The 19356-nt window shown below is 51.3% G+C and carries 28 protein-coding genes; 14 read left to right on the forward strand and 14 right to left on the reverse strand.

All coding sequences use genetic code 11. The features are described from left to right. Window positions 1-129 precede the first annotated feature (129 nt). From HP572_RS18095 to HP572_RS18140, 10 genes are read right to left on the reverse strand one after another with little or no spacing between them, the layout of a single operon-like run. Complete coding sequence (locus HP572_RS18095; protein WP_240583926.1) at window positions 130-579, reverse strand: phage virion morphogenesis protein; 450 nt, start codon at window positions 577-579, stop codon at window positions 130-132. Further along, window positions 576-1397: a phage minor head protein gene (locus tag HP572_RS18100; RefSeq protein WP_240583927.1), complete on the reverse strand. Its 822-nt coding sequence runs from the start codon at window positions 1395-1397 to the stop codon at window positions 576-578. The genes HP572_RS18095 and HP572_RS18100 overlap by 4 nt, the downstream gene beginning before the upstream one ends. Then, on the reverse strand, window positions 1378-2871 hold the full coding sequence (locus HP572_RS18105; RefSeq protein WP_240583928.1) for a DUF935 domain-containing protein: 1494 nt from the start codon (window positions 2869-2871) through the stop codon (window positions 1378-1380). Before HP572_RS18105 ends, HP572_RS18100 begins: the two co-directional genes overlap by 20 nt. Then, window positions 2871-4478: a hypothetical protein gene (locus HP572_RS18110; RefSeq protein WP_240583929.1), complete on the reverse strand. Its 1608-nt coding sequence runs from the start codon at window positions 4476-4478 to the stop codon at window positions 2871-2873. The genes HP572_RS18105 and HP572_RS18110 overlap by 1 nt, the downstream gene beginning before the upstream one ends. After that, window positions 4475-5032 (reverse strand): DUF3486 family protein, encoded by a 558-nt coding sequence (locus tag HP572_RS18115; protein WP_240583930.1) that lies wholly within the window; start codon window positions 5030-5032, stop codon window positions 4475-4477. Before HP572_RS18115 ends, HP572_RS18110 begins: the two co-directional genes overlap by 4 nt. A 1-nt stretch (window position 5033) precedes the next feature. Continuing rightward, window positions 5034-5345: a hypothetical protein gene (locus HP572_RS18120; RefSeq protein WP_240583931.1), complete on the reverse strand. Its 312-nt coding sequence runs from the start codon at window positions 5343-5345 to the stop codon at window positions 5034-5036. Continuing rightward, the gene (locus HP572_RS18125) at window positions 5338-5670 is read right to left on the reverse strand and encodes a hypothetical protein (RefSeq protein ID WP_039558121.1); all 333 of its coding nucleotides are present in this window, start codon (window positions 5668-5670) and stop codon (window positions 5338-5340) included. The genes HP572_RS18120 and HP572_RS18125 overlap by 8 nt, the downstream gene beginning before the upstream one ends. Further along, window positions 5670-6347 carry a hypothetical protein gene (locus HP572_RS18130; protein WP_240583932.1) on the reverse strand — a complete coding sequence of 226 codons (678 nt, stop codon included), beginning with the start codon at window positions 6345-6347 and terminating at the stop codon, window positions 5670-5672. Before HP572_RS18130 ends, HP572_RS18125 begins: the two co-directional genes overlap by 1 nt. Beyond that, window positions 6331-6978 (reverse strand): transglycosylase SLT domain-containing protein, encoded by a 648-nt coding sequence (locus HP572_RS18135; protein ID WP_240583933.1) that lies wholly within the window; start codon window positions 6976-6978, stop codon window positions 6331-6333. The genes HP572_RS18130 and HP572_RS18135 overlap by 17 nt, the downstream gene beginning before the upstream one ends. Before the next feature lies 1 nt (window position 6979). Then, window positions 6980-7324: a putative holin gene (locus tag HP572_RS18140; RefSeq protein WP_240583934.1), complete on the reverse strand. Its 345-nt coding sequence runs from the start codon at window positions 7322-7324 to the stop codon at window positions 6980-6982. A gap of 248 nt (window positions 7325-7572) precedes the next feature. On the opposite strand from HP572_RS18140, the gene HP572_RS18145 reads away from it, so the two are divergent. Further along, window positions 7573-8337, forward strand: coding sequence for a DNA adenine methylase (locus tag HP572_RS18145; RefSeq protein WP_240583935.1), 765 nt, complete (start codon window positions 7573-7575; stop codon window positions 8335-8337). A gap of 434 nt (window positions 8338-8771) precedes the next feature. On the opposite strand, the gene HP572_RS18150 is transcribed toward HP572_RS18145, so the two are convergent. The 4 genes from HP572_RS18150 to HP572_RS18165 all read right to left on the reverse strand — a co-directional run bounded on the left by HP572_RS18150 (window position 8772) and on the right by HP572_RS18165 (window position 11784). Further along, the gene (locus tag HP572_RS18150) at window positions 8772-9662 is read right to left on the reverse strand and encodes a DUF6731 family protein (protein ID WP_240583936.1); all 891 of its coding nucleotides are present in this window, start codon (window positions 9660-9662) and stop codon (window positions 8772-8774) included. Window positions 9663-9779: 117 nt separating this feature from the next. Next, window positions 9780-10724 (reverse strand): hypothetical protein, encoded by a 945-nt coding sequence (locus tag HP572_RS18155; RefSeq protein WP_240583937.1) that lies wholly within the window; start codon window positions 10722-10724, stop codon window positions 9780-9782. A gap of 11 nt (window positions 10725-10735) precedes the next feature. Beyond that, window positions 10736-11320 (reverse strand): hypothetical protein, encoded by a 585-nt coding sequence (locus HP572_RS18160; RefSeq protein ID WP_240583938.1) that lies wholly within the window; start codon window positions 11318-11320, stop codon window positions 10736-10738. 32 nt (window positions 11321-11352) lie between these two features. Continuing rightward, entirely contained in the window at window positions 11353-11784 is a 432-nt protein-coding gene (locus HP572_RS18165) for a helix-turn-helix domain-containing protein (protein WP_240583939.1), read from the reverse strand. 85 nt (window positions 11785-11869) lie between these two features. On the opposite strand from HP572_RS18165, the gene HP572_RS18170 reads away from it, so the two are divergent. The 13 genes from HP572_RS18170 to HP572_RS18230 all read left to right on the forward strand — a co-directional run bounded on the left by HP572_RS18170 (window position 11870) and on the right by HP572_RS18230 (window position 19282). Beyond that, window positions 11870-12058 (forward strand): DNA-binding protein, encoded by a 189-nt coding sequence (locus HP572_RS18170; RefSeq protein ID WP_129705261.1) that lies wholly within the window; start codon window positions 11870-11872, stop codon window positions 12056-12058. Between the two features lie 52 nt (window positions 12059-12110). Continuing rightward, entirely contained in the window at window positions 12111-12416 is a 306-nt protein-coding gene (locus tag HP572_RS18175) for a helix-turn-helix domain-containing protein (RefSeq protein ID WP_011095206.1), read from the forward strand. Between the two features lie 9 nt (window positions 12417-12425). Next, on the forward strand, window positions 12426-13337 hold the full coding sequence (locus HP572_RS18180; RefSeq protein ID WP_240583940.1) for a DUF3102 domain-containing protein: 912 nt from the start codon (window positions 12426-12428) through the stop codon (window positions 13335-13337). Window positions 13338-13346: 9 nt separating this feature from the next. Continuing rightward, window positions 13347-15116, forward strand: a complete 1770-nt coding sequence (locus HP572_RS18185; RefSeq protein ID WP_240583941.1) for a DDE-type integrase/transposase/recombinase — start codon at window positions 13347-13349, stop codon at window positions 15114-15116. Between the two features lie 9 nt (window positions 15117-15125). Continuing rightward, window positions 15126-16277 carry an ExeA family protein gene (locus tag HP572_RS18190; RefSeq protein WP_240583942.1) on the forward strand — a complete coding sequence of 384 codons (1152 nt, stop codon included), beginning with the start codon at window positions 15126-15128 and terminating at the stop codon, window positions 16275-16277. 2 nt (window positions 16278-16279) lie between these two features. Continuing rightward, entirely contained in the window at window positions 16280-16537 is a 258-nt protein-coding gene (locus tag HP572_RS18195) for a hypothetical protein (RefSeq protein ID WP_240583943.1), read from the forward strand. A 27-nt stretch (window positions 16538-16564) separates the two neighbouring features. Then, window positions 16565-16834, forward strand: a complete 270-nt coding sequence (locus tag HP572_RS18200; protein ID WP_225087460.1) for a hypothetical protein — start codon at window positions 16565-16567, stop codon at window positions 16832-16834. 36 nt (window positions 16835-16870) lie between these two features. Continuing rightward, on the forward strand, window positions 16871-17455 hold the full coding sequence (locus tag HP572_RS18205) for a DUF3164 family protein (protein WP_336859434.1): 585 nt from the start codon (window positions 16871-16873) through the stop codon (window positions 17453-17455). 90 nt (window positions 17456-17545) lie between these two features. After that, window positions 17546-17845 carry a hypothetical protein gene (locus tag HP572_RS18210; RefSeq protein WP_156103739.1) on the forward strand — a complete coding sequence of 100 codons (300 nt, stop codon included), beginning with the start codon at window positions 17546-17548 and terminating at the stop codon, window positions 17843-17845. Beyond that, window positions 17829-18296 carry a hypothetical protein gene (locus tag HP572_RS18215; protein WP_240583945.1) on the forward strand — a complete coding sequence of 156 codons (468 nt, stop codon included), beginning with the start codon at window positions 17829-17831 and terminating at the stop codon, window positions 18294-18296. The genes HP572_RS18210 and HP572_RS18215 overlap by 17 nt, the downstream gene beginning before the upstream one ends. Further along, entirely contained in the window at window positions 18293-18493 is a 201-nt protein-coding gene (locus tag HP572_RS18220) for a hypothetical protein (RefSeq protein WP_240583946.1), read from the forward strand. The genes HP572_RS18215 and HP572_RS18220 overlap by 4 nt, the downstream gene beginning before the upstream one ends. Further along, the gene (locus tag HP572_RS18225; protein WP_240583947.1) at window positions 18471-18893 is read left to right on the forward strand and encodes a gp16 family protein; all 423 of its coding nucleotides are present in this window, start codon (window positions 18471-18473) and stop codon (window positions 18891-18893) included. The genes HP572_RS18220 and HP572_RS18225 overlap by 23 nt, the downstream gene beginning before the upstream one ends. Further along, window positions 18890-19282, forward strand: a complete 393-nt coding sequence (locus tag HP572_RS18230) for a Mor transcription activator family protein (protein WP_240583948.1) — start codon at window positions 18890-18892, stop codon at window positions 19280-19282. The genes HP572_RS18225 and HP572_RS18230 overlap by 4 nt, the downstream gene beginning before the upstream one ends. Window positions 19283-19356: the final 74 nt, after the last annotated feature.

The following is a 19356-nucleotide window of genomic DNA, read 5'->3' on the forward strand; positions in this document are numbered from 1 at the left end:
CCATTAAGAAAAACGGGGAGCAAAGCCGGTTTGGTGTGGCGGAAATAGTGCGGCTGTAAAGCCTTTATAAAGGAATTTAAGCCACTTTTCAGGATAGGCGGCACATTGGCTTAACCGTGCCGCCGGAAATCAACGCTGCGCCGCAGATTCAAGATGGCGTTGGATGGTGTCCAATACCGAGTTGACCGCCTCGGGTTGCAGGTTGCCATCTTCATCCATCGGCAGATACGGACGGGCGGGTAGCTCGACGGATTCATTGCGGCCGGTCTTACCGCCAAACTGGTGGATGGCACCATAAACGGTGTTGGTGCCGATCATCGCCGTGCTGGAATCATATTCGGTTGATACCGATCCCTGAAGCCGTCCGGTTTTGCGCAGTGTCTGGCCGTCACGCTCTTCTGCTGCCTGAGACACAATCCATTCAGGCCGTCCGGCCTCATCAAAATTGATATCGGTTTCTGCGTGCAGCGTGCCGGCAATCTTGCGCATCGCTGGGGTCATATCCGCCGCTGCGCTCTCCAGCGCACGCAGTCCACGCCGCAGATCGTTGTCGTTAATCGTGATTGTGACGGTACTCATGACGATAACTCCTGTTTAGCCAGGGACGCGAGACCGCCCTGATAACGGGCCAAATCCGGGCGATACGCCGCGCCCGGCGCATACGACCATCCTATGTCGGTACTGATTTTGGTGCTGCCGGTGTTGAACGTGGCCACGCGTTGCATCTCGCCGGTTTTCTCTGAGACCAGCTTCAGTTCCCAGCCCATCGCATTAATGGCGTTGGCCACCTTCAACCCGCGCCGTTCGATATCGTGCTGACTCAGGGCGATCACACTGCAGCGGCAGCGCCAGCCGTTCGGCGGGTAGAATGCCTGCCAGAACGGATCGTCGAAACGAAAAACCAGCCCGTGCATCGACAGATGGCTTTGCCGCGTATGCTTGTCACGAATGGCGCTGTACATCCAGTAGGGCCGATCATCGGCATTTTCCATCTGCTCAGCCCAGCGGCCAGCGCTGTAGAGCACCGACATATTGGTGCGAAAGATGGTGTCCAGCCGCCACGGACTACCTTGTTGAATAGTGACGGGCTCGCCAGTGACAGGGTCGGTAGTATCACGCGGCCCCCACCAACCTTTCTTCTGCAACACAGGCTCCAGTTCCTTACGAAACCAGCGGTCAGTCTTGCCGTCATCCAGTGCCTCCTGCAAGGCACGGCGGATATCTTCAAGAATATCCAGCCGGGTCACTTTAGCGACGGTAAACGCACGGGCATGAGATTCCTGCCAAACGTCTTCCCAGTCCCAGCTTATCGCATAGCCTTTCGTCTGTAGGTAACTGATAGCCCGTTTAGGCGGTAGCGTCATGCAGTACGCCAGTTCAGTCGCGGTGATGCTCATGCAGACGCCCCCAGATATTTGCGACAAACAGAACCCGCGCCAACCGCTCTTGCAGATCGTCGGCTTTCATCTGCGGGTACAGTTCCGCCAGTTCTCCCAACAAGTCGCCGGGGCGAGCGCCGGACTGGAGGCGTTCAAACAACGGAGCCAGCAACGGCTCCAGCGTGTCGTCGAGTTGGCCACCGTTCATCACAACATCCAGCGCCGCATCGAGCGCGTCCTGTGCGTTGACATCGGCATTGACGGCTTCCGCGAACGCCAGCGATTGGTCAGGTAGCGTCTCTCTGGGCGTTTCGTCGATATCGCCGTCCTGCAACTGGTACTCACGCTTCCAGTATTGCGGGGTGAACGTCACACCAGCGCGGCTTAGCTTCTCATCGCGTGTCGCCTGTACCTCATCGACGGATTCCTGCTCCCATAGCTGATACACCGGCGCTGCAACGTGACTGCCGAAATTGAGGTCAACCACCCAGCGGATCAACTGATTGATCGCGCTGGTCACGATATCGCTGTCGCCATCCCGGATATCGTCGGTGACTTCCAGCCCGGCCTGCGCCGAGGCTTTGTTCGCCGTCGCTTCAGTGGTCTGGTTCTGTCCCAGCAACGCGATAGCAATTTCGCCACGCGATACGGCGATCAGATTCTGGTAGATCTCGCTGCTGTCGGCTTTGCCTGCTGCTTCTTTGATATCGACAGAGGAATCATCAGGAATAGCAGCAACGGCATCCTCGATCATCGATTCCAGAGAGTCCAACAGGTTGTCGATTTCCCCCTGCGGCGTACCACGAGGATGTTTACCGATCACCCACGGCGAACCGTATTTCTCGGCAAACCGCACCCAGAACTTCATTCCACCCTTTTTAAAGGTAACGGGCCAGAAGCACATGCTTAAGTCGGGGAAGCCATACGGGTTGTCATAGGTCGCATCCTGACGCGGCACCAGGAACTTGTAGTCCGGCACAACTTCGCCTTCAAACCCGCTGTCACGGGCGCGGAAGCGCAGCCGGTTGTCGGTATCGAACTGGAACCAGTCAGCAGGCTTACCGATGATGTCGCCGACATGCCAGCTTGTCCCTGAGCGTTGCCACATCACTTCACAGGGCTGGTAGCCGTATAGCACCGCGTCGGTCATTTCCCCGATAATGCGCGACATATCCATGTCCGTCAGCATATCGCGGATAAAGCTGAATACCCTGACAGGGGCATTCCCTCTGTCCACCCCGCGCTCCAGCGCTTTCACCGCAGCCTTGCGGCGGCGAATACAGCCACCAACTAGCGGATCGGTGCGCAGCTCACGATAAATACGGATATCCTTTCCCTGCGCTTTCAGTATTGGGTCGGGGTTGGGCAGGTACATCCCCAGCCCATAGAAATCCATGCTGCGGTCACGTGAGGCGATCTGTTCGCTGAGCGATTTCTTCGGCTCAGAAAAGGAAACAAATTCGGTGGGAGAAACCCAGAGTCCGCGTGCCATTAGTAGTAATTCTCCAATAGATGTGCCGCAGAGCGGCGGCGACGGGAATTAACGGTGACAGCTCCAGCATTCATTGCGACAGAGGCATACCACGCTAAAGCCAGAGCGATAGCGGTATCACCGTGACGAAAAAGCTCAGGGTCTTTCAAATCCTCTTTGCGGACAGGGGAAACCATCGGGATGCCATCAATATCTTCAATGCTATGTAAGTCCTGCTTTACGTTGTCGTCAGCTGGTAATGTGATCACACCATCCTCAAATGCCTGAATCAGCTTCGGCATCCACGTTCCATACCAGGAACGGTTGAGATTAATCTGGGCGATACGATTTGTGCCAAACTCATCGGCGGTATATTCAGCCAACGTTTGTCCCGGGCCAGTTGCATCCATTGCACCCGTAAATCGCAACAATGCACGCAGTAAGTACCAAAGAATTTGTTCCTGTTGCCGGGTGGGGACTTTATGCATCTCAATGACAAGAGGAACCCTGCGATACAAATTGGGCATTACCGCCAGTAATACGACGGAGGAAAAGTCACGGTGACGGGCAAAGTCTTCACCTACGGAATAACGTAGATTGGGGTCAAGCTTAGCAATGACGGGCTCAAGGTAACGCGCTATCCAGTCTGAGGCATAAGCCTCACGCTCCTTACGAGACTTAGTGGAAAAATCATCATCCAAAGTCAGACGTAACACTACCCGATCATCACCTGGAGGCATGGCCGCTTCAATCCAAATACCAGGAATGCAAATACCGTTTCCATCGCGAGGAATAGCATCTAACTCCTCGCGCATCGCGGCTTTCCTTGGCCCATAAGCATTACGGATTCGGCTGTACCACGCAGTCTTACCTTCAATGGTTGGTTCTTCTCCTTTCATAAAACAGACACGTTCATACAGACCATTCTCTACCGCATCATCAAAAGTTACGGTATAGACTGCGGCATCACTGCCGTACAAACCGTTCTCAATATCCGTGACAAACGAGTTGAATGCATTTGACCTACCATTGTGAGATGAGATAACGACAATACGCCCTCCCCAAATAAGTAGTGCCGTAGCTGCATCCAGAACCCCTTGGACGTCCTGATGAAATGCTGCCTCATCAATGATGACCACACCTTGTAATCCGCGAATATTAGCTGGCCGTGATGATAGTGCTACGACCTGAAACCCTGATGCATAACGGATACGATATGCCGTAATACGGCGTGTGTTTCCGTCCTCATCCTGATCATCAAAGAGAAACTCTTCAATGCTTGAGACTGAATCTGCTTGCTGTTCTGCAACAACACGTGAGAACTTTGCGCAGTATCCAATGAACTCTAGCCCTTTTTCTTTTGTATCACCTATATAGTAAACATCCATACCACCGCTGTTTTTTCTGGCAGCAGCGGTTAGCACAGCATCAAATCCGAATGAGAAAGTAATACCAGTTCGACGGCCTTTGGGTACAGCAAGGATAGAGGTTCTGATTTTTAGAACCTCTATTTGATGAGCCATTAAAACGCCATCCGCCATAGGATTGAAACTGGATGGGATATCACGCGCTCTTGGCGGCAACTCCTCCCATTCAACAATACGAACTGTGCTGCTTAATGGTTTCATTTGATCCCCAACACTTTTTCGCGCCAAAACCTGATTTGGTCTTCCCCCATGCCTTGGGCTTTGGCCTCTTTCGCCAATGCAGCAGACTGTTCACGTAATAGCTCCTCACGGGCTTCACGCCGGATATCAGCCTGGAACTTCTTCAGATTGACGCTGGCCCGCGACAGCGTGGCGACGTTCTTGGCCACTTTGGACAACAACGCCACGCGCTCCTGTGGGTCAACTTTACCTTCGTCGGCTTCTTGCAACTGGACGATACTTTCGAACAGTTCAGTCTGGATCAGAGCGATGACCGCCTCCGAACGCGCATCCTGATCGTCCGCTGCCCCTTCGGTTAGCATGCGGGCAGCTTCTGTCGCTGCACGAATGGCACCGAAACGCTTTTCAATCTTCTGACCATAACGGTGGATCGCCGATTTACTGATGATATAACCCTGCTCACGCAGCAGGCTTTCCAGTTCGGCATACCCACTGAAGCCGGACTCGGTCAGCGCCCGCTCCAGCCAGCGGCGGGCCTCTTCCGGCAGTTTGTCGATAGTGCTGCGACGGGCCATATCATTCGCTCCAGTATTTTTCAGGCCGGGCGATCCCTGGGCCACACTCCACGGTGTACTCAACGATATCAACGCCGAGCCGCGTTAAATCAGCAAACCAGTCCCCGCTGGGGCGTTTGGTCAATTCCACCATCTTGCGGTCAGACAGATAGTCCAGCTCGCGCCGCAGCTCCAGCGGTGTAGTGTCCGGGTAAATGGCTCGTGCAATATCCAGCAACAGCGTCTCACTGGCGGTGTACGGGCGGGTTTTATTGAGCGCGACCAGCAGACTCCAGCGCAGTCCCTCACGGCGCACGCGAGTGATATCAACCATGTTGTCCTCCATTCATTCGGTGCTGTTGCACCAGTTCCAGCTTGTTGTAAACCGCGTCCAACTTAGCCTCGATCACTGTCTGCCCCCGGATGTAATCCTCGCGCCGGACATAGGTCACTGGCAGATCGGCACGAAACTCCAGAAACTCCCTCTCCAGCCGCTGCCAGCCTTTTTCGCTCTGAGAGCGGGCCTGCTCCAGTGCGCCAAAGCGCTCGTTCAGGCGTTGTTCTATCTGCGCCAGCAGAATTTTCCCAGCGGCAAAGACAAACCCTAAAAAACCCAGCAACAAGCCCACCAGTTGCCAGAACTCCACTTCAATTTTCATTATTCTTTCCTGTTCTGTAGTGCAGCGAGGTAATCCAACAGGCCATTTACCTGCGCGGCAAGCTGCTGGTAACGTTCTCCGGCGTCGGCGCTGTGGGCGAGGATGTCGCGTTGGGTAACGCCGGAGTCGCGTAGCCGGGCGTCAAGGGAGGTAACTGTTGTGGTCGAACCGCCAGCCCCGCTGGCAGTGGTGGCAGAGCCTGTTTCACTGTTGACGGATAATCCGTAGGCGGAGTTGTACTGCTGCACGAAACCAGCAGTAAACACGCATTCAATAGGACGGCTCTGGCCGCGTTCATCAATCCAGCGTTGGGTGACATCATCAATTCTCCGCTTCAGGTTTTCGTTTTGCTGGCGCAATGACACCATGGTAGTGAGGTATTGCTGCTCGGCAGCATGGGCAGACACGACAAGTTGCTGATAGCGCTGCTGCCATGCCTGTAAGGCGGCATTGGCCTGTTCAGCCCGTTGCTGTTGCTGCTGAGCGACATCCGCCTGAAGGCGTGCCAATGTTGCATCGGATGCCGATTTCTGTTTCTCCAGTGCGGTATTACCAGCGGATTCTGCCCTGGCGAATCCGCCCTCATAACCTTTCTGGTAAATCAACCACAGCGCACACAATACGGCGGCAACCCATAGCAAGGTTTTCCACGGCAACTTTTTAAGCAGGTTCAGCACAGCTACGGCCTCCCCACGTCAGATAGCGCGGCGCTAACTCCTGCAGGATGCGCAGTGGGTAATGGCGGTTCTCACGCCAGTTAGCCGCAGAACGCCCGGCATTGACGGTAGCGACATGCCCAAACCAACGCTGACGGTCTAACCCGCGTTGCGCAGCCAGGTTCTGATCGCGCTGTATCCAGCCCAGCCCGCCGTTGTAGCCGGAGAGCGTCATCGCCATTCGCTGGCAGTTGTCAGCCGCATTAACACGCTGCCAGATCCAGCGGTCATAGCGGGTCAATGCACGGATTGACCACGCGGGATTAAACGGCTGATTGGCTTTGAGTTCCGGCATGATGTCGCTAATCCACGCCGATGTAGCAGGCATAAACTGCGCCAAGCCCTGTGCGCCAACGGGCGACACTGCGCGGGGATTCCAGCCGGATTCCTGATGGAGTTGCGCGGCGAAATCGGCCACCGGCGCATTCAGCCCCCAGTCCAGCCGGGCATTACGGATAAGGTCGCTGCGGTATTGTTTGGACGCCGCAGGCGGCTGGGCGGCATCACTATCCAACGCACCGACCAGCAGCAGAATGAATAGGAGTAACAACAGACCTGTTCCTGGATCGTTGTTACGAATCCGATTAGCCATTTTATAGCCCCATCGCTACGGCCAGACAAACCGCCGCCACAATAATGGCGCGACGGATCAAAGCCGCAGCAAATATCCGTTGATAGCCATTTTTGACCGGGTATTCGCCGCGTTCCATCAGTTCGGGGTCATGTTCCAGATACTGGCCTAGCGCCGCTTTGGGGAACAACGAACGGTCGAGCCAGTAGCCCAACACAGCGGCCAGCGTGATCAGTGAGATTTTGTAGATGACGACGGGGAGTTGCTGCGGTGATACCAGCCCGATCACCGCCAGCAGTAACACGGCAGTCAGTTGCCAGCCTAAAAGGCGTTTCAGGCGTGTGAACCGAAAGAGGTTGAGTTTCATTGCTGTCTCCTTATGTAAGTGGAGACAGCATGACGCATCGCGTCACGCAGGGATTTTAAACGGCGTTAATAGTGGCAAAACAGAGGGAAACGCCAGTATGGCGGGGAAAAGAGCGGCCTGTCTGGTGCGTCAACACCGGACAAGCCGTCAACACACAGACGTGAGCTGTGAGTCAACCGAGGCTCTCCCGTTCTCGAGAACCGGAAAAGCCTACCGTATTTTCATCCTGTGAAAAAGGCTTACAGATAATGAAAGAGCAATCTTTGCCCATCGTTCCGTGGATTGGTGGTAAACGCCGCCTGGCCAAACATATTCTTCCACTGTTTCCCACCCATACCTGCTATGTCGAGCCGTTCTGCGGCGCGGCAGCATTGTACTTTCTGAAACACCCTAGCAAGGCCGAGGTGATCAACGATATTAACGGTGAACTGGTGAACCTTTATCGGGTGGTGAAACACCATCTGGAAGAGTTTGTACGGCAATTCAAGTGGGCGCTGGTCAGCCGTCAGATATACAAATGGTTGCAGGCTGTGCCAGAAGAGACGCTAACCGATATTCAGCGTGCTGCCCGGTTCTATTACCTTCAAAAACAGGCATTCGGCGGAAAGGTGGAAGAACGTACATTCGGTACGGCAACGACTGCACCACCGCGTTTTAACCTGCTACGCATTGAAGAAGAGCTGTCAATCGCACACCTGCGGTTATCCCGAACGGTGATTGAGCACCTTGACTGGGCGGAGTGTATCCAGCGCTATGATCGTCCACACACGCTGTTCTACTGCGACCCACCATACTGGGGAACGGAAGGCTATGGCGTCGAGTTTGGGTTGGAAAACTACGTTCAGATGGCGCAACTGGCGCGGGAGATCAAAGGGAAGATGATCATCTCGGTGAACGATATACCAGAAATGCGGCAGACGTTTGAAGGACTGAATCTACAGAGTGTGGCGATCAATTACAGCCTGTCGGGGAAAGCAGCCCCACGGCGGGAGCTGGTGATTTGTAATTTTTGATGAGGCATAGATATATCATAGCGAGCCTTTGCGCCCGCTATGATAGCACCTTGATTATATTAAAAAGTCGTCTTCCAGTTCGCAGCAAACACATCACCGATACGGTAACCATACCGATTAACACCGTTACAGCCAGCCCCTGATACGTTGTATGCAACATCAGCCCAACTAAACATGTCAATACCAGTATCAGCAGTATTAGGCAGGTATCAAAAGCATCTGTCATTAGACGCCGATAGTGCCCAGTTTTTTGCATATTCCTGAGTAATGGCTTGTCGAGTAAAGAAGCTAAAAGTGCAACAGAGGTTATGATAAATCCAAGCAACGTTGCAAAAACACTAGCTAAGGTTGTCATCAAATTAGGGATTGCTGTCTCTGGCATCTGTGGGGATTTTTGCCAGTATAAGACCGCTATAGCAACGCCTATAGTCAGATTAAACAATAGCCCCGGAACCCTCTGATCCAATATACGCATTAATACTCTCCCGGTTTTCATCGTACGCCGTATCAATGAGGCGATACATTGTTCCTGCAGGAGGGAAACGAGCATCGGTTGATATTGATTGTTTGGATACAATCCGATCGGCTATCAGATCTATGGGGTGAACAACACCATCAGCTTCAAACACTTCAATTACAGCCTTCCTAGCCCCTAGATCAACCAGCTCCTGCATAGCAAACTTAATGCCCTGTTTGAGTCTGCCATCACTATCTCCACGTCTGGTATTAATCCCCATTACAACTTGCATTGTATCCGCGCCAGCCGCGCCAAGTAATTGAAGCGTTTTTTGACTGAAATCCGTATCGGGATACAGTTCTGGGTTACGAGGTCGAGGGAGCGTCAAAGTGAGTTTTTTCATGTTGACGTCACCTTTCATCAGCATAGCAATAGCCTCTTTCCCTAGCAGCGGTGCAGCTTTTACACTAGTTGAGAAAATTGTTGATAAAAATGCAGTGAAACGGCTCATCCCGCCAGCCAAATGATTTCGATGCCAACCAATAATATTGTGCTGTGAATAATATACAAAAAAGTTACGTTCAATAATTCCTTCATCTTCTTCTAAAGGGATCGGGGATGAATGTTTCCCTGGCGCACCTTTATCTGGGATATCAGAGTTACGGAATTTCCTAACCTCACCAGCATAAGTGCCGTCATCTCGCCTTTTCAAAGCCCAGATTTCCCTTGTGCAGCCTTCCCGATCAGACGAGCTGGGCGACGTTTTATCTATGGCAGATTGAAATGCTGCATCAAGCGATGCCAGCCTTGCTGATGGTTTAAATGATAACTGATAAAATTCAATTCGATAGTTTTTAATATCGCTCATTCAGAGACGCCCTCTTTATTTGCTGTTTGTAATCTTGCAATCAACTGCACATGAAAAACACTTATGTCGGGGAAACCAGCCCCACGGCGGGAGCTGGTTATTTGTAATTTCTAACCCTTATTTAATCGGGCAACTCCACTCCGTCGTGTTATCCGCCTTAAATACCATCAGGCACCCTGGGCGGGGTGGTTTATTGTCCGGGGTGGGTGGCAATATCTCTGTCGGTTTCGGCTTTTCTGGTACTGATTTGATGTCCTTCGAACATTCCGCCGCACTTATCTTGTAATCGTTATAGGCCGTTTTAATTCGTTGCATGGCGGATGCCATCTTTTGCGGATCATTAGAGGCTGGATCGTGAGCAAAGCTAATTTGCTCACCCCACCAATTATCTGCTCTAAATCCTACCATTGTGCAAGAGCTATAGGGCTGAATAACATCCTGAGTTAAAAAACGTCTTCCCTCATACGCTATATATTTGAATTGTCGCCCATAATTTGGGAAATCGTAACCAATCCAACTATCTTTTTGTTGAACACTTTCAATAGTCTTAGCCACCGTATTGAGATAGTTTTTCGCTGTCTTAATGCGTTCATCATTCGGCATGTTAGCGAAATCATGCGGCGTATAGGTCAAGTCATCTGGATAGAAATATACCCAGTAATCGCTGTTGGGCAGAACATTCTGGCGATCAAATAAGGTGGCCTGACAGGCGCTTTTGGGGATTTTTATGCCTGTTCGATCATCATTGATTTCAATGAAACAGTTATGCCCAGTTGCAACATATTCAGCGGGGATGTTGGCGTTATCAGGGACGCGGAACTTGATGGTTAAAAAGCGGTTATGCTCAATAGCCTTTTCCTGAAATTGTTCGGAGTATTTATCAAGACCAGGAAGTAAATGACGGATGGCTGGTAACAATTGATTAATAACGGGATCATTGGTTGTTATTGAGAATGTAGGGGCTGGGGCCTGTTTTGGTTCAGGTTGAACACTGTTTTCTGGTTCATCGCCGCACCCAGCTAGTATCAGCACCATAGGAATGGCAAATTTTAATTTGTGCATAGTCAATATCCTTATCTAAATAAAAAAGACGTCAAAAATCCCAGCAAAAAAATACCGATAAATACTTTAGGATGTGCTTTTATAAGTTCTTGCCAATCCACTGCTTTAGGCTGTGTGGGTTTTGGCTGACGGTGCCGCAATTCATCTCGATCAAAATGGTCAAACGCCACTTGAAGCTGTTCACGGGATAAATCGTTGAGCGTTTTCGTACCAAATTTTTTCAGACAAAATCTATCGCGTTCTGTTGCGGTATCCACGGTTAATCGCAAGATTTCGCTGACTAATCGGCGGCACTCTTTTGCTAGCTTAGCCTCTGCCAGTCTATGTCGCAGATACGTCTCAGCTTTATGATATTTCTTGGTTGTAATGCCATTGATACTGTGAACATCAATATGGGCATGAACTGCTCGCCACAGATCTTTTTTAGACTCGCCGCTGGCAGTAACAAGCTCATCTAGCAATTGGTGCAGGCGATGACGCTGAGCCGGAAGTAGCGATTCATCATCTGCGGGGTTTTCACCTGAAGCGGGATGTATATTGATAATGTCTCTGGATGAGAACTGTCCCTGTGCAGTTCCATTAAACTCCTGCCGCATCCTATCTCCTTTATTACTCTGTGTTACTCGTTCTATTTATTTTTTTTATTACGGACTACGCCATTATTAATAATCTGATTACCGGCGAATTGACCACTAATATCACCATTGAATATCTGACTTGAACTTGTCGGTTGGGGTGATGTACCTGCTGTTAATGCAGCCAAAACCGCAGCTTTCACTGCTAATGGTGCATTTCTGTAATGCTGTACCAGTTCTGACTCATCTTTAGTAATGCGATTCTCAACAGATGGTGGGTTACTGCCAGTGAGAATGAACTGCACGTTTGCTCCAGCCATTGCAAACAACATCAGAACCTCACCACCAGGTACAGCTATACCACGCTCGTACTTACTCCACATTTCACGAGAAACCCCGCATATATCAGCCACCTCACCTTGTTTCAGCGATAAGCGGGAACGTTCAGATTTGATACGGGGCGCACAAAGAGAATCAAAGTTCACAAAAACCTCATTGACAATGAGAACTAAAGTTCACATAATCTATCACGTATTCTACAAACATCATTGCATAACCGGAGGCCATATCATGACACCCGAACAAGTTAAAAGCCGCTTCCAGCAGCGCGGTATGACCGTCACCCAATGGGCACAGGAGAATGGTTATTCCCGTGAAGCGGTCTATCGCGTACTGAACGGCATCACCAAAGCCAAGTACGGCCAGGCGCATGAAATCGCCGTCAAACTCGGCCTGAAAACCACAGCCCGTGCCGCCTGATATCTATCAGCCTGCGTAACAGATTATCACATATCGCAAAAAGGGGAATGACATGACTAAGGCAAATGTTTCCAGCGCAGGCGCTCGGATCTTGCGCGTTCTCAAAGCGCTACGCGGCCATACCCTGAACGGGGTATCAAACGGTGAACTGGCGGCGGCGCTGGATGATTCTCCGGCCAATGTTAACCGCGCCTTGAACACCCTGATTGAAGAGGGACTGGCGCAAAAACTGGATAACGGCAGATTCGCGCTTTCGATGCAGGCGCTGCAAATCGCGCAGGCACATGCGAACGAAATCTCTCGTGCGCAAGACCGTATTAACGAAATGAATCAACGCCTGCTGGCTGGCAGTCGCTAAGGATAAGAAATGGCACGCACCAAATCCCAATCGGTTGAATTAGTGGAAGATGCCCCGTTAGCGGGTGATCTGAATGTGAAACTCAATGCATTGACCGAGCACCGGATGCAAGTGATGGCTCAGTTCGGTGACGGCCTGCCGTATGAACGTGATCGCATCGTTCACGAAGCACGCTTTTATATGGCCCAAAGTGCTGAGGCTATGCTGGAGGCTGGTAAGCGTTTGATTATGCTCAAAGAAAATGAACCACATGGTGACTTTACAGAGATTGTTGAGAATGATTTGGGTCTGGCTCCGCAGGTCGCACGGCGCATGATGCAGGCCAGCGTGAAATTTTTAGGGAATGGTGGTGATGCGCCAAAACGCTCAGCGCTGAGCGTTTTAGGTAAAACCAAACTGTACGAATTGATGGTGTTGGATGACGAAGAGTTAGATGAACTGGCTGACGGCGGCACTATCGCGGGCGCAACGCTCGACGATATCGACCGCATGACCAGCCGCGAACTTAAAGCCGCTCTGCGCGAAGCCCGAGAAACCAATACCGCCCAGCAACGCGTTCTGACCGACAAAAACCAGAAGATAGATGACCTGACTACAAAGCTGGATAAGAAATCCCGCATTCAGCCACCGCCGCCAGATCAGGAAGCGGAGAAGCTACGTAAAGAAGTTAGTGCCATTGCGTATGAGGCTGAAGCGGCCATCACCGTTCGTCTTCACACAGCGTTTTCAACCTTGACCACCTTCACATCCGATAACGATGTAGAGCCACCGTATGATTTTATGGCGGGTTTGGTGTGCCAGATAGAGCGTGCGTTACACCATATCCGCGACGTTTACGACATAGAGGCAGCACCTACCGGTAGCGAACGTCCGACATGGCTGGATGCGCCGGAACCTGTGATTCCGCGTACCGACGCATAAGGGGACGCCATGAGTGCTGCCCTGACAGAACGATTAGTGGCTGTAGCCCGCGCTGCACGGCAGGCCGGGCATGGCGAACGCGGCGCTATCTATGACGCCGCCTGTATTGAGCTGGGGCTATCTCGCGCCACGTTGCTACGCAAGTTAAAGGAGGTCGCAGTGACTGACAAACGCAAAAAACGTGCCGATGCCGGACAAAGCGCCTTGACGCGGGATGAAGCCGCCATGATTTCAGCCACGTTGATGGAAGCAACCCGTAAAAACGGCAAGCGCTTGTATTCCATCGCTGACGCAGTCGAAACACTGCGGGCAAACGACATGATCGCTGCCGGGCGTATTGATGAAGCCACGGGCGAATTTTATGCCCTGTCAGAGACTACTATCAGCCGCGCTCTGCGCAATTATGGCCTGCATCCCGATCAGTTAAGCCAGCCTGCGCCCGTGACCGAGCTGGCCAGTCTGCATCCTAATCACGTGTGGGAAATCGATGCCTCACTTTGCACTCTCTATTACCTGAGCAACGGACATAAGGGCTTGCAGGTGATGGATAGCGCGAGGTTCTACAAGAATAAACCAGCCAATGTGGCACGTATCGCCAGTGACCGCGTCTGGAGCTATGAAATCACTGACCACACCAGCGGCTGGATCTACGTCGAGTATGTGATGGGCGCTGAATCTGGCGAAAACCTGTGCTCTGTGCTCATCAACGCCTTGCAAGAGCGTGGCGGCGCGGACGTGCTGCACGGCGTGCCTAAACTGCTGTATCTCGACCCCGGCTCTGCCAACACCGCAGGCATGACAAAAAACTTGTGCCGGGCATTGGGTATTGACCTGAAGGCGCATAAAGCCCACGCAGCACGCTCAACAGGCAGCGTGGAGAAAGCCCGCGACATCATCGAACGCAAACTGGAGCCGGGTCTGAAGTTCCAACCGGTTCATAGCCTGGAAGAGCTGAATGCGCTGGCCGTGAAATGGCGTTCCCACTTCAACGCTACCGCCGTTCATAGCCGCCACGGACAGACCCGCACCGATATCTGGCTGAAAATCAACGCCGAACAGCTAGTGAAAGCGCCGTCTGTTGAGGTTTGCCGAGAACTTGCCGTCGCAACACCAGAAGAACGCAAGGTCAAGCCGACGCTACGCGTGTCGTTCCGTGGCATTGAATACGATGTGTCTACCGTCCCCGGCGTGATGGTCGGTGAGAAGTTGCTGATCACCCGCAATCCGTGGCGCACCGATGCCGCACAGGTGGTGCTGACAGGTGAAGATGGCCACGACACTTTCTTCCTGATCGATGAAGTCACCAAAAATGAATTTGGCTTTGCCGACTCTGCCGCAGTGATCGGCGAAAACTACAAGTCGCACGCCGATACGCCAGCTCAAACTGCTGCCAAAGAAATTGAACAACTGGTGACGGGAACGGATAACGCGACGGATGCAGCAGCAGCACGTAAAGCGAAGGCGCTGCCGTTCGGCGGCAGACTTGACCCATACAAACACATTGACGACACCACATTACCTGCATTTATGCCACGTCGTGGTACGGAATCTGATGTACGCAGCCCGCGTATCGAACAGCGGCCCCTTACGCATGTTGAAGCGGCTAAGGCGCTGCGTGAGCGGTTTGCAGCCCGTAACCAGACATGGACAGCCGGACACTTTCGCCAACTGGTTGAACTTTATCCCGCTGGCGTGCCGGAAGAACAACTGGATGACGCTGTCGATGCGTTGCTCACGACGGTTTCCGGCAATGTCATCAACATCGTCAACGGGAATTAAGGGGGGAACATGCTGGTACTGAAACAACAGTTAAAACAGGCACGGCTCTCGCAGGCCGTTGTCGCCAGAAATATCGCTGTGTCAGAGGCCACGCTGGCACAAATTGTTAATCACGACCAGTGGCCACGCACCAACACCGGGGAAATTCGCCAGCGTCTGACAGCCTTTCTGTCGGCTAATGGCATTGAAACACAACGTAGTTTTGATGCTGTGCAGGACGGCACATCCCGCACAGCAGATACAACAGACCTCACAATGGAGGAAAACATGTTACTCAAAAAACAGGTGTTATTTCCAGCAACAAAAAAGGCATTCGGACTGTTCCGTGACCCCTTTTCCGATGATGCCATGCAGGGCGCGGAAGACGTTTTTACGACGCCGGATAGCCGTTATGTACGTGAGTCACTGTATCAGACCGCGAAACATGGCGGGTTGATGGCGGTCATTGGTGAATCTGGGGCGGGCAAATCCACGCTGCGCCGTGACCTTATCGAACGCATCAATCGTGAGAACGCGCCGGTGATTGTGATTGAACCCTATGTCATCGCTATGGAAGACAACGACGTTAAAGGTAAGACGCTGAAAGCCGCCGCCATTGCCGAAGCGATCATCAACACCATCGCCCCGCTGGAAGGCGTGAAACGGTCGCAAGAAGCACGTTACCGCCAACTGCACCGGGTACTAAAAGACAGCAGCAATGCGGGCTACAGCCACGTTCTGGTGATTGAAGAGGCGCATAGCCTGCCGATCCCCACACTGAAGCACCTCAAGCGATTTTACGAGCTGGAAAGCGGGTTTAAAAAGCTGTTGTCTATCGTGCTGATCGGCCAGCCAGAGCTAGCCGTCAAGTTAAGCGAACGCAATATGGAGGTACGTGAGGTTGTCCAGCGCTGTGAAATCGTCGAGCTGCTGCCACTGGATAACAGCCTGGAAGCGTTTCTGACATTCAAAGTTGAGCGCACAGGCAAAAAGCTAGCCGACATTATGGATAGCAGCGCGATTGACGCTATACGCGGGCGTCTTAGCAGCAACCTCGGTAGTCGGAAGAATGTCAGCCTTCTATACCCGCTGGCCGTTTCCAACTTGGTGATTGCTGCAATGAATCTGGCCGCTGAGATTGGTGTTCCGGTGGTTAATGCTGACGTAATTAAAGGGATTTAACGATGGCGAAAATTATTATTTCTGTACAACAACTGCCTGCGGCACTGGTAAAGAAAGATCAGGAACTCAGCCAGTCTATTAACGTTTCAATTGAAAATGAAACCGGTGACATCGTCGTGACACAGCTGCTGGCAACGATGATTAAAGATGAGATGGCTAACGCGATTAATGCGGCCAACACCAGGCTGATGAAACATCTCAATGCGGCAGGAATGAACTTCACCAGCCAAATGATGCGTAATCACAGGGATCTGCACTGAGCACCTTATATTCTGGGGGACTGATATATGACGTCTGTTTTGAATATTGATGAGCAATTATCCAATGTGCAAGCCGTCATGACGGCGCTACGAGCCATGAATGCGACGGTTCACAGTGTCATGCTAAAGGGGAGCCAACCGATTATCCGTATTGCCAGAAATGGCCACTGTGCAAAATTGATTGAAAACGGTGTGGCGCGTTATGTGCTGACTGGTGTGAATAACAATGGCCGGTTTCGACAAGGGGAATTTGAACAGCATGGTTGCCGTATTATTTGGTCAGAGTCATTACATTGAGGGGAAATAAACGTGGAAATTAATAAAGATGATTACATGACTGACCGTAAAGGTCGGTTAGTCCCAATTAGCCAAGTATCTGATTATGATTTGGCAATGGATGCATTTGTAAATGAACGAGTTGATGCAGCAGAAATTAAAAGCGCTGATTTATCTGACTTTAAAACACGCTCTTTTGATGAATGCTATGCGTTCATGGATTTAGTTGCAGAAAAATATGGTAGGACTCGCGGTGGTGTGAAAGGGAATGTCACGTTTTCCAACTTTAACGGCAGCAAGCAGGTCACGATCAAAGTGCAGGAGTCACTGACGTTCGGGCCGGAGCTGCACATTGCAAAAGAAATGATTGATGAGTGTGTTAAGGAGTGGTCACAAGGCGCTGACGAAAAGCTGCTGGCACTGATTTCTGATGCCTTTCAGGTCGATAAAGAAGGCAATCTCAGTACCACCCGCATTTTGTCTTTGCGCAGGGTAAAAATTGACGACGAGCGCTGGAAAAAGGCAATGGAAGCTATTTCAGAGTCATTACTTGTCGCTGTATCGAAAACATATATCAATTTCAGAAAAAAAGACGACTCGGGGAAACTGGTTAATATCCCGTTAGATATCGCCGCCATTTAATTATTAAAAAATGAAATTTGCTTTTATTTCGGCGTCAACGCCGGGGAATCCTGCACGCGTAATTCAGCATAACCACTATTTGGAGAGCACATGATTAAAGGTATTGCACACAATCGCTCAACGCTGTACCGCATGGCGTTAAAGCACTTTGGCCCTGAGTCTCAGACGCTAAAACTTATCGAAGAAGCGGCGGAGTTAGGTGCTGCCGCATCACGTAACCTGAACGGCCTTGGTAACGAGGTCGCTTTAGCGGAGGAAATGGCCGACGTTGAGATCATGATCGAACAGTTCCGTCTGAATGGCATGGATAAGTTAATCGAACTGGCAAAGCACAATAAATTAAAACGACTGGCTGAAAGGCTGGAGGTGGAATATGTCGGCGACAAATAAAAATATATTGGTGAAATGCACTCGCTGCCGCCATAAGCATATGGAATCAGAACGGTTAGAAAAGCGCAATTTCAAAAATAGATCTTTCCCAATCTATGATTTGGTCTGTCCGCGTTGTGATGGCAAAAGCTATTACGATCTAACGCCACAGGTTGCATGGTGTTGGGCCAGCGGTCTTATTGAGATAGGCGATATGTTGCCTACAGATAAAGCAGATGGCTCAGGCGCTATTCAGATCGCTACGGGGCCGAAGTACACATTAAAAACTTGGCTGGAAGTTGTTGCACGCCACGGTAAGGGAGAAAGCGCTGGAAATTTGTTAGTTCCTGGCGTACCCGAAGCGCCAGATGGTGATGCTGCACTGGAGGCATTAGAGGCATGGTTAAAGTGGTGCAAGCCGAAAGCGAATAAGCGCGATGGTATTACTGTTGCCTGCGGAGGTGATGCGTGATTATTGGCTTTATATTACTGGTATCAGCCTGCGGCGCTGATTCCTGCGATGCCATGCCTGTGTCAGACGACATCTACCTGAACCAAGAGTCGTGTCAGTTAGTGTTGGATGCTATCCATGAACGTCGCCCTGAAGCCATCTTGCTGTGCGGCGAAGTCTGGCGGGAGGAAAGCGATGACAAAGAATCAACTGATTAAGTTGATCCACATAGCCAAACGCGATCTGCAACTGGACGATGATACCTATCGCCAGTTGCTAATCACCGTTACAGGCAAGTCATCTACGCGGGACATGACAGTCCCGCAGTTAGATAATGTGCTTAATGCCATGAAGAAACGCGGGTTTAAGATCAAAGCGGCAAAAAAGGCTAGCAGCACCCGTCCATTGGATGATTCTCCCCAGTCCCGAAAAATCCGCTCATTATGGTTAGAAATGGCTGATGCAGGCATCATTCGTGACCGTTCTGAAGCCGCGCTGGCGCGTTGGGTGAAGCGTGAAACTGGTGTTGATAGCCTGCAATGGCTGAACTCAGAACAGGCCAGCGTCATTATTGAGAAGCTGAAGCAGTGGCAACGCCGCGTAAGGAAGGCAGAATGAACAACGGCAATAATTTCCGCAGCAAAGGGCCTGAACTATTGGTGGAACTGGCGCAGCATACTACAAGCACAATAAAGGAGGTTGTCGAGATCGACTCTGCTATCGCCGAGCAAATCGGCGAGGCAGTGGCCAACCGCATGATGCAGGTCTGGGGCGGGCAAAGCGTCTACTTTCCGATGGGAACGTTATGGCGTATATCCCAGCGCGATCACGATATCTTCAACGACTTCAATGGCCGCAATCATCATGACCTGGCACGCAAGTACGGAGTTTCTCTTCAGTGGGTTTACAGCGTGATAAAGCGCGTCAGAAAAGCTGAGACAGATAGATTGCAGGGACGTCTGTTTGATGATGGTGAATTTGATGACGAACCACAGCAAGGGGAGTAAAATTTCGCAGGTCGAACAGAAGAATGACTAAATTTTTCGTCCGGCCTGTTTTTTCGCATACTGTAAGAGAATTA

Source organism: Pectobacterium sp. PL64, from assembly GCF_022477975.1.
In the GTDB taxonomy this organism is placed as follows: domain Bacteria; phylum Pseudomonadota; class Gammaproteobacteria; order Enterobacterales; family Enterobacteriaceae; genus Pectobacterium; species Pectobacterium jejuense.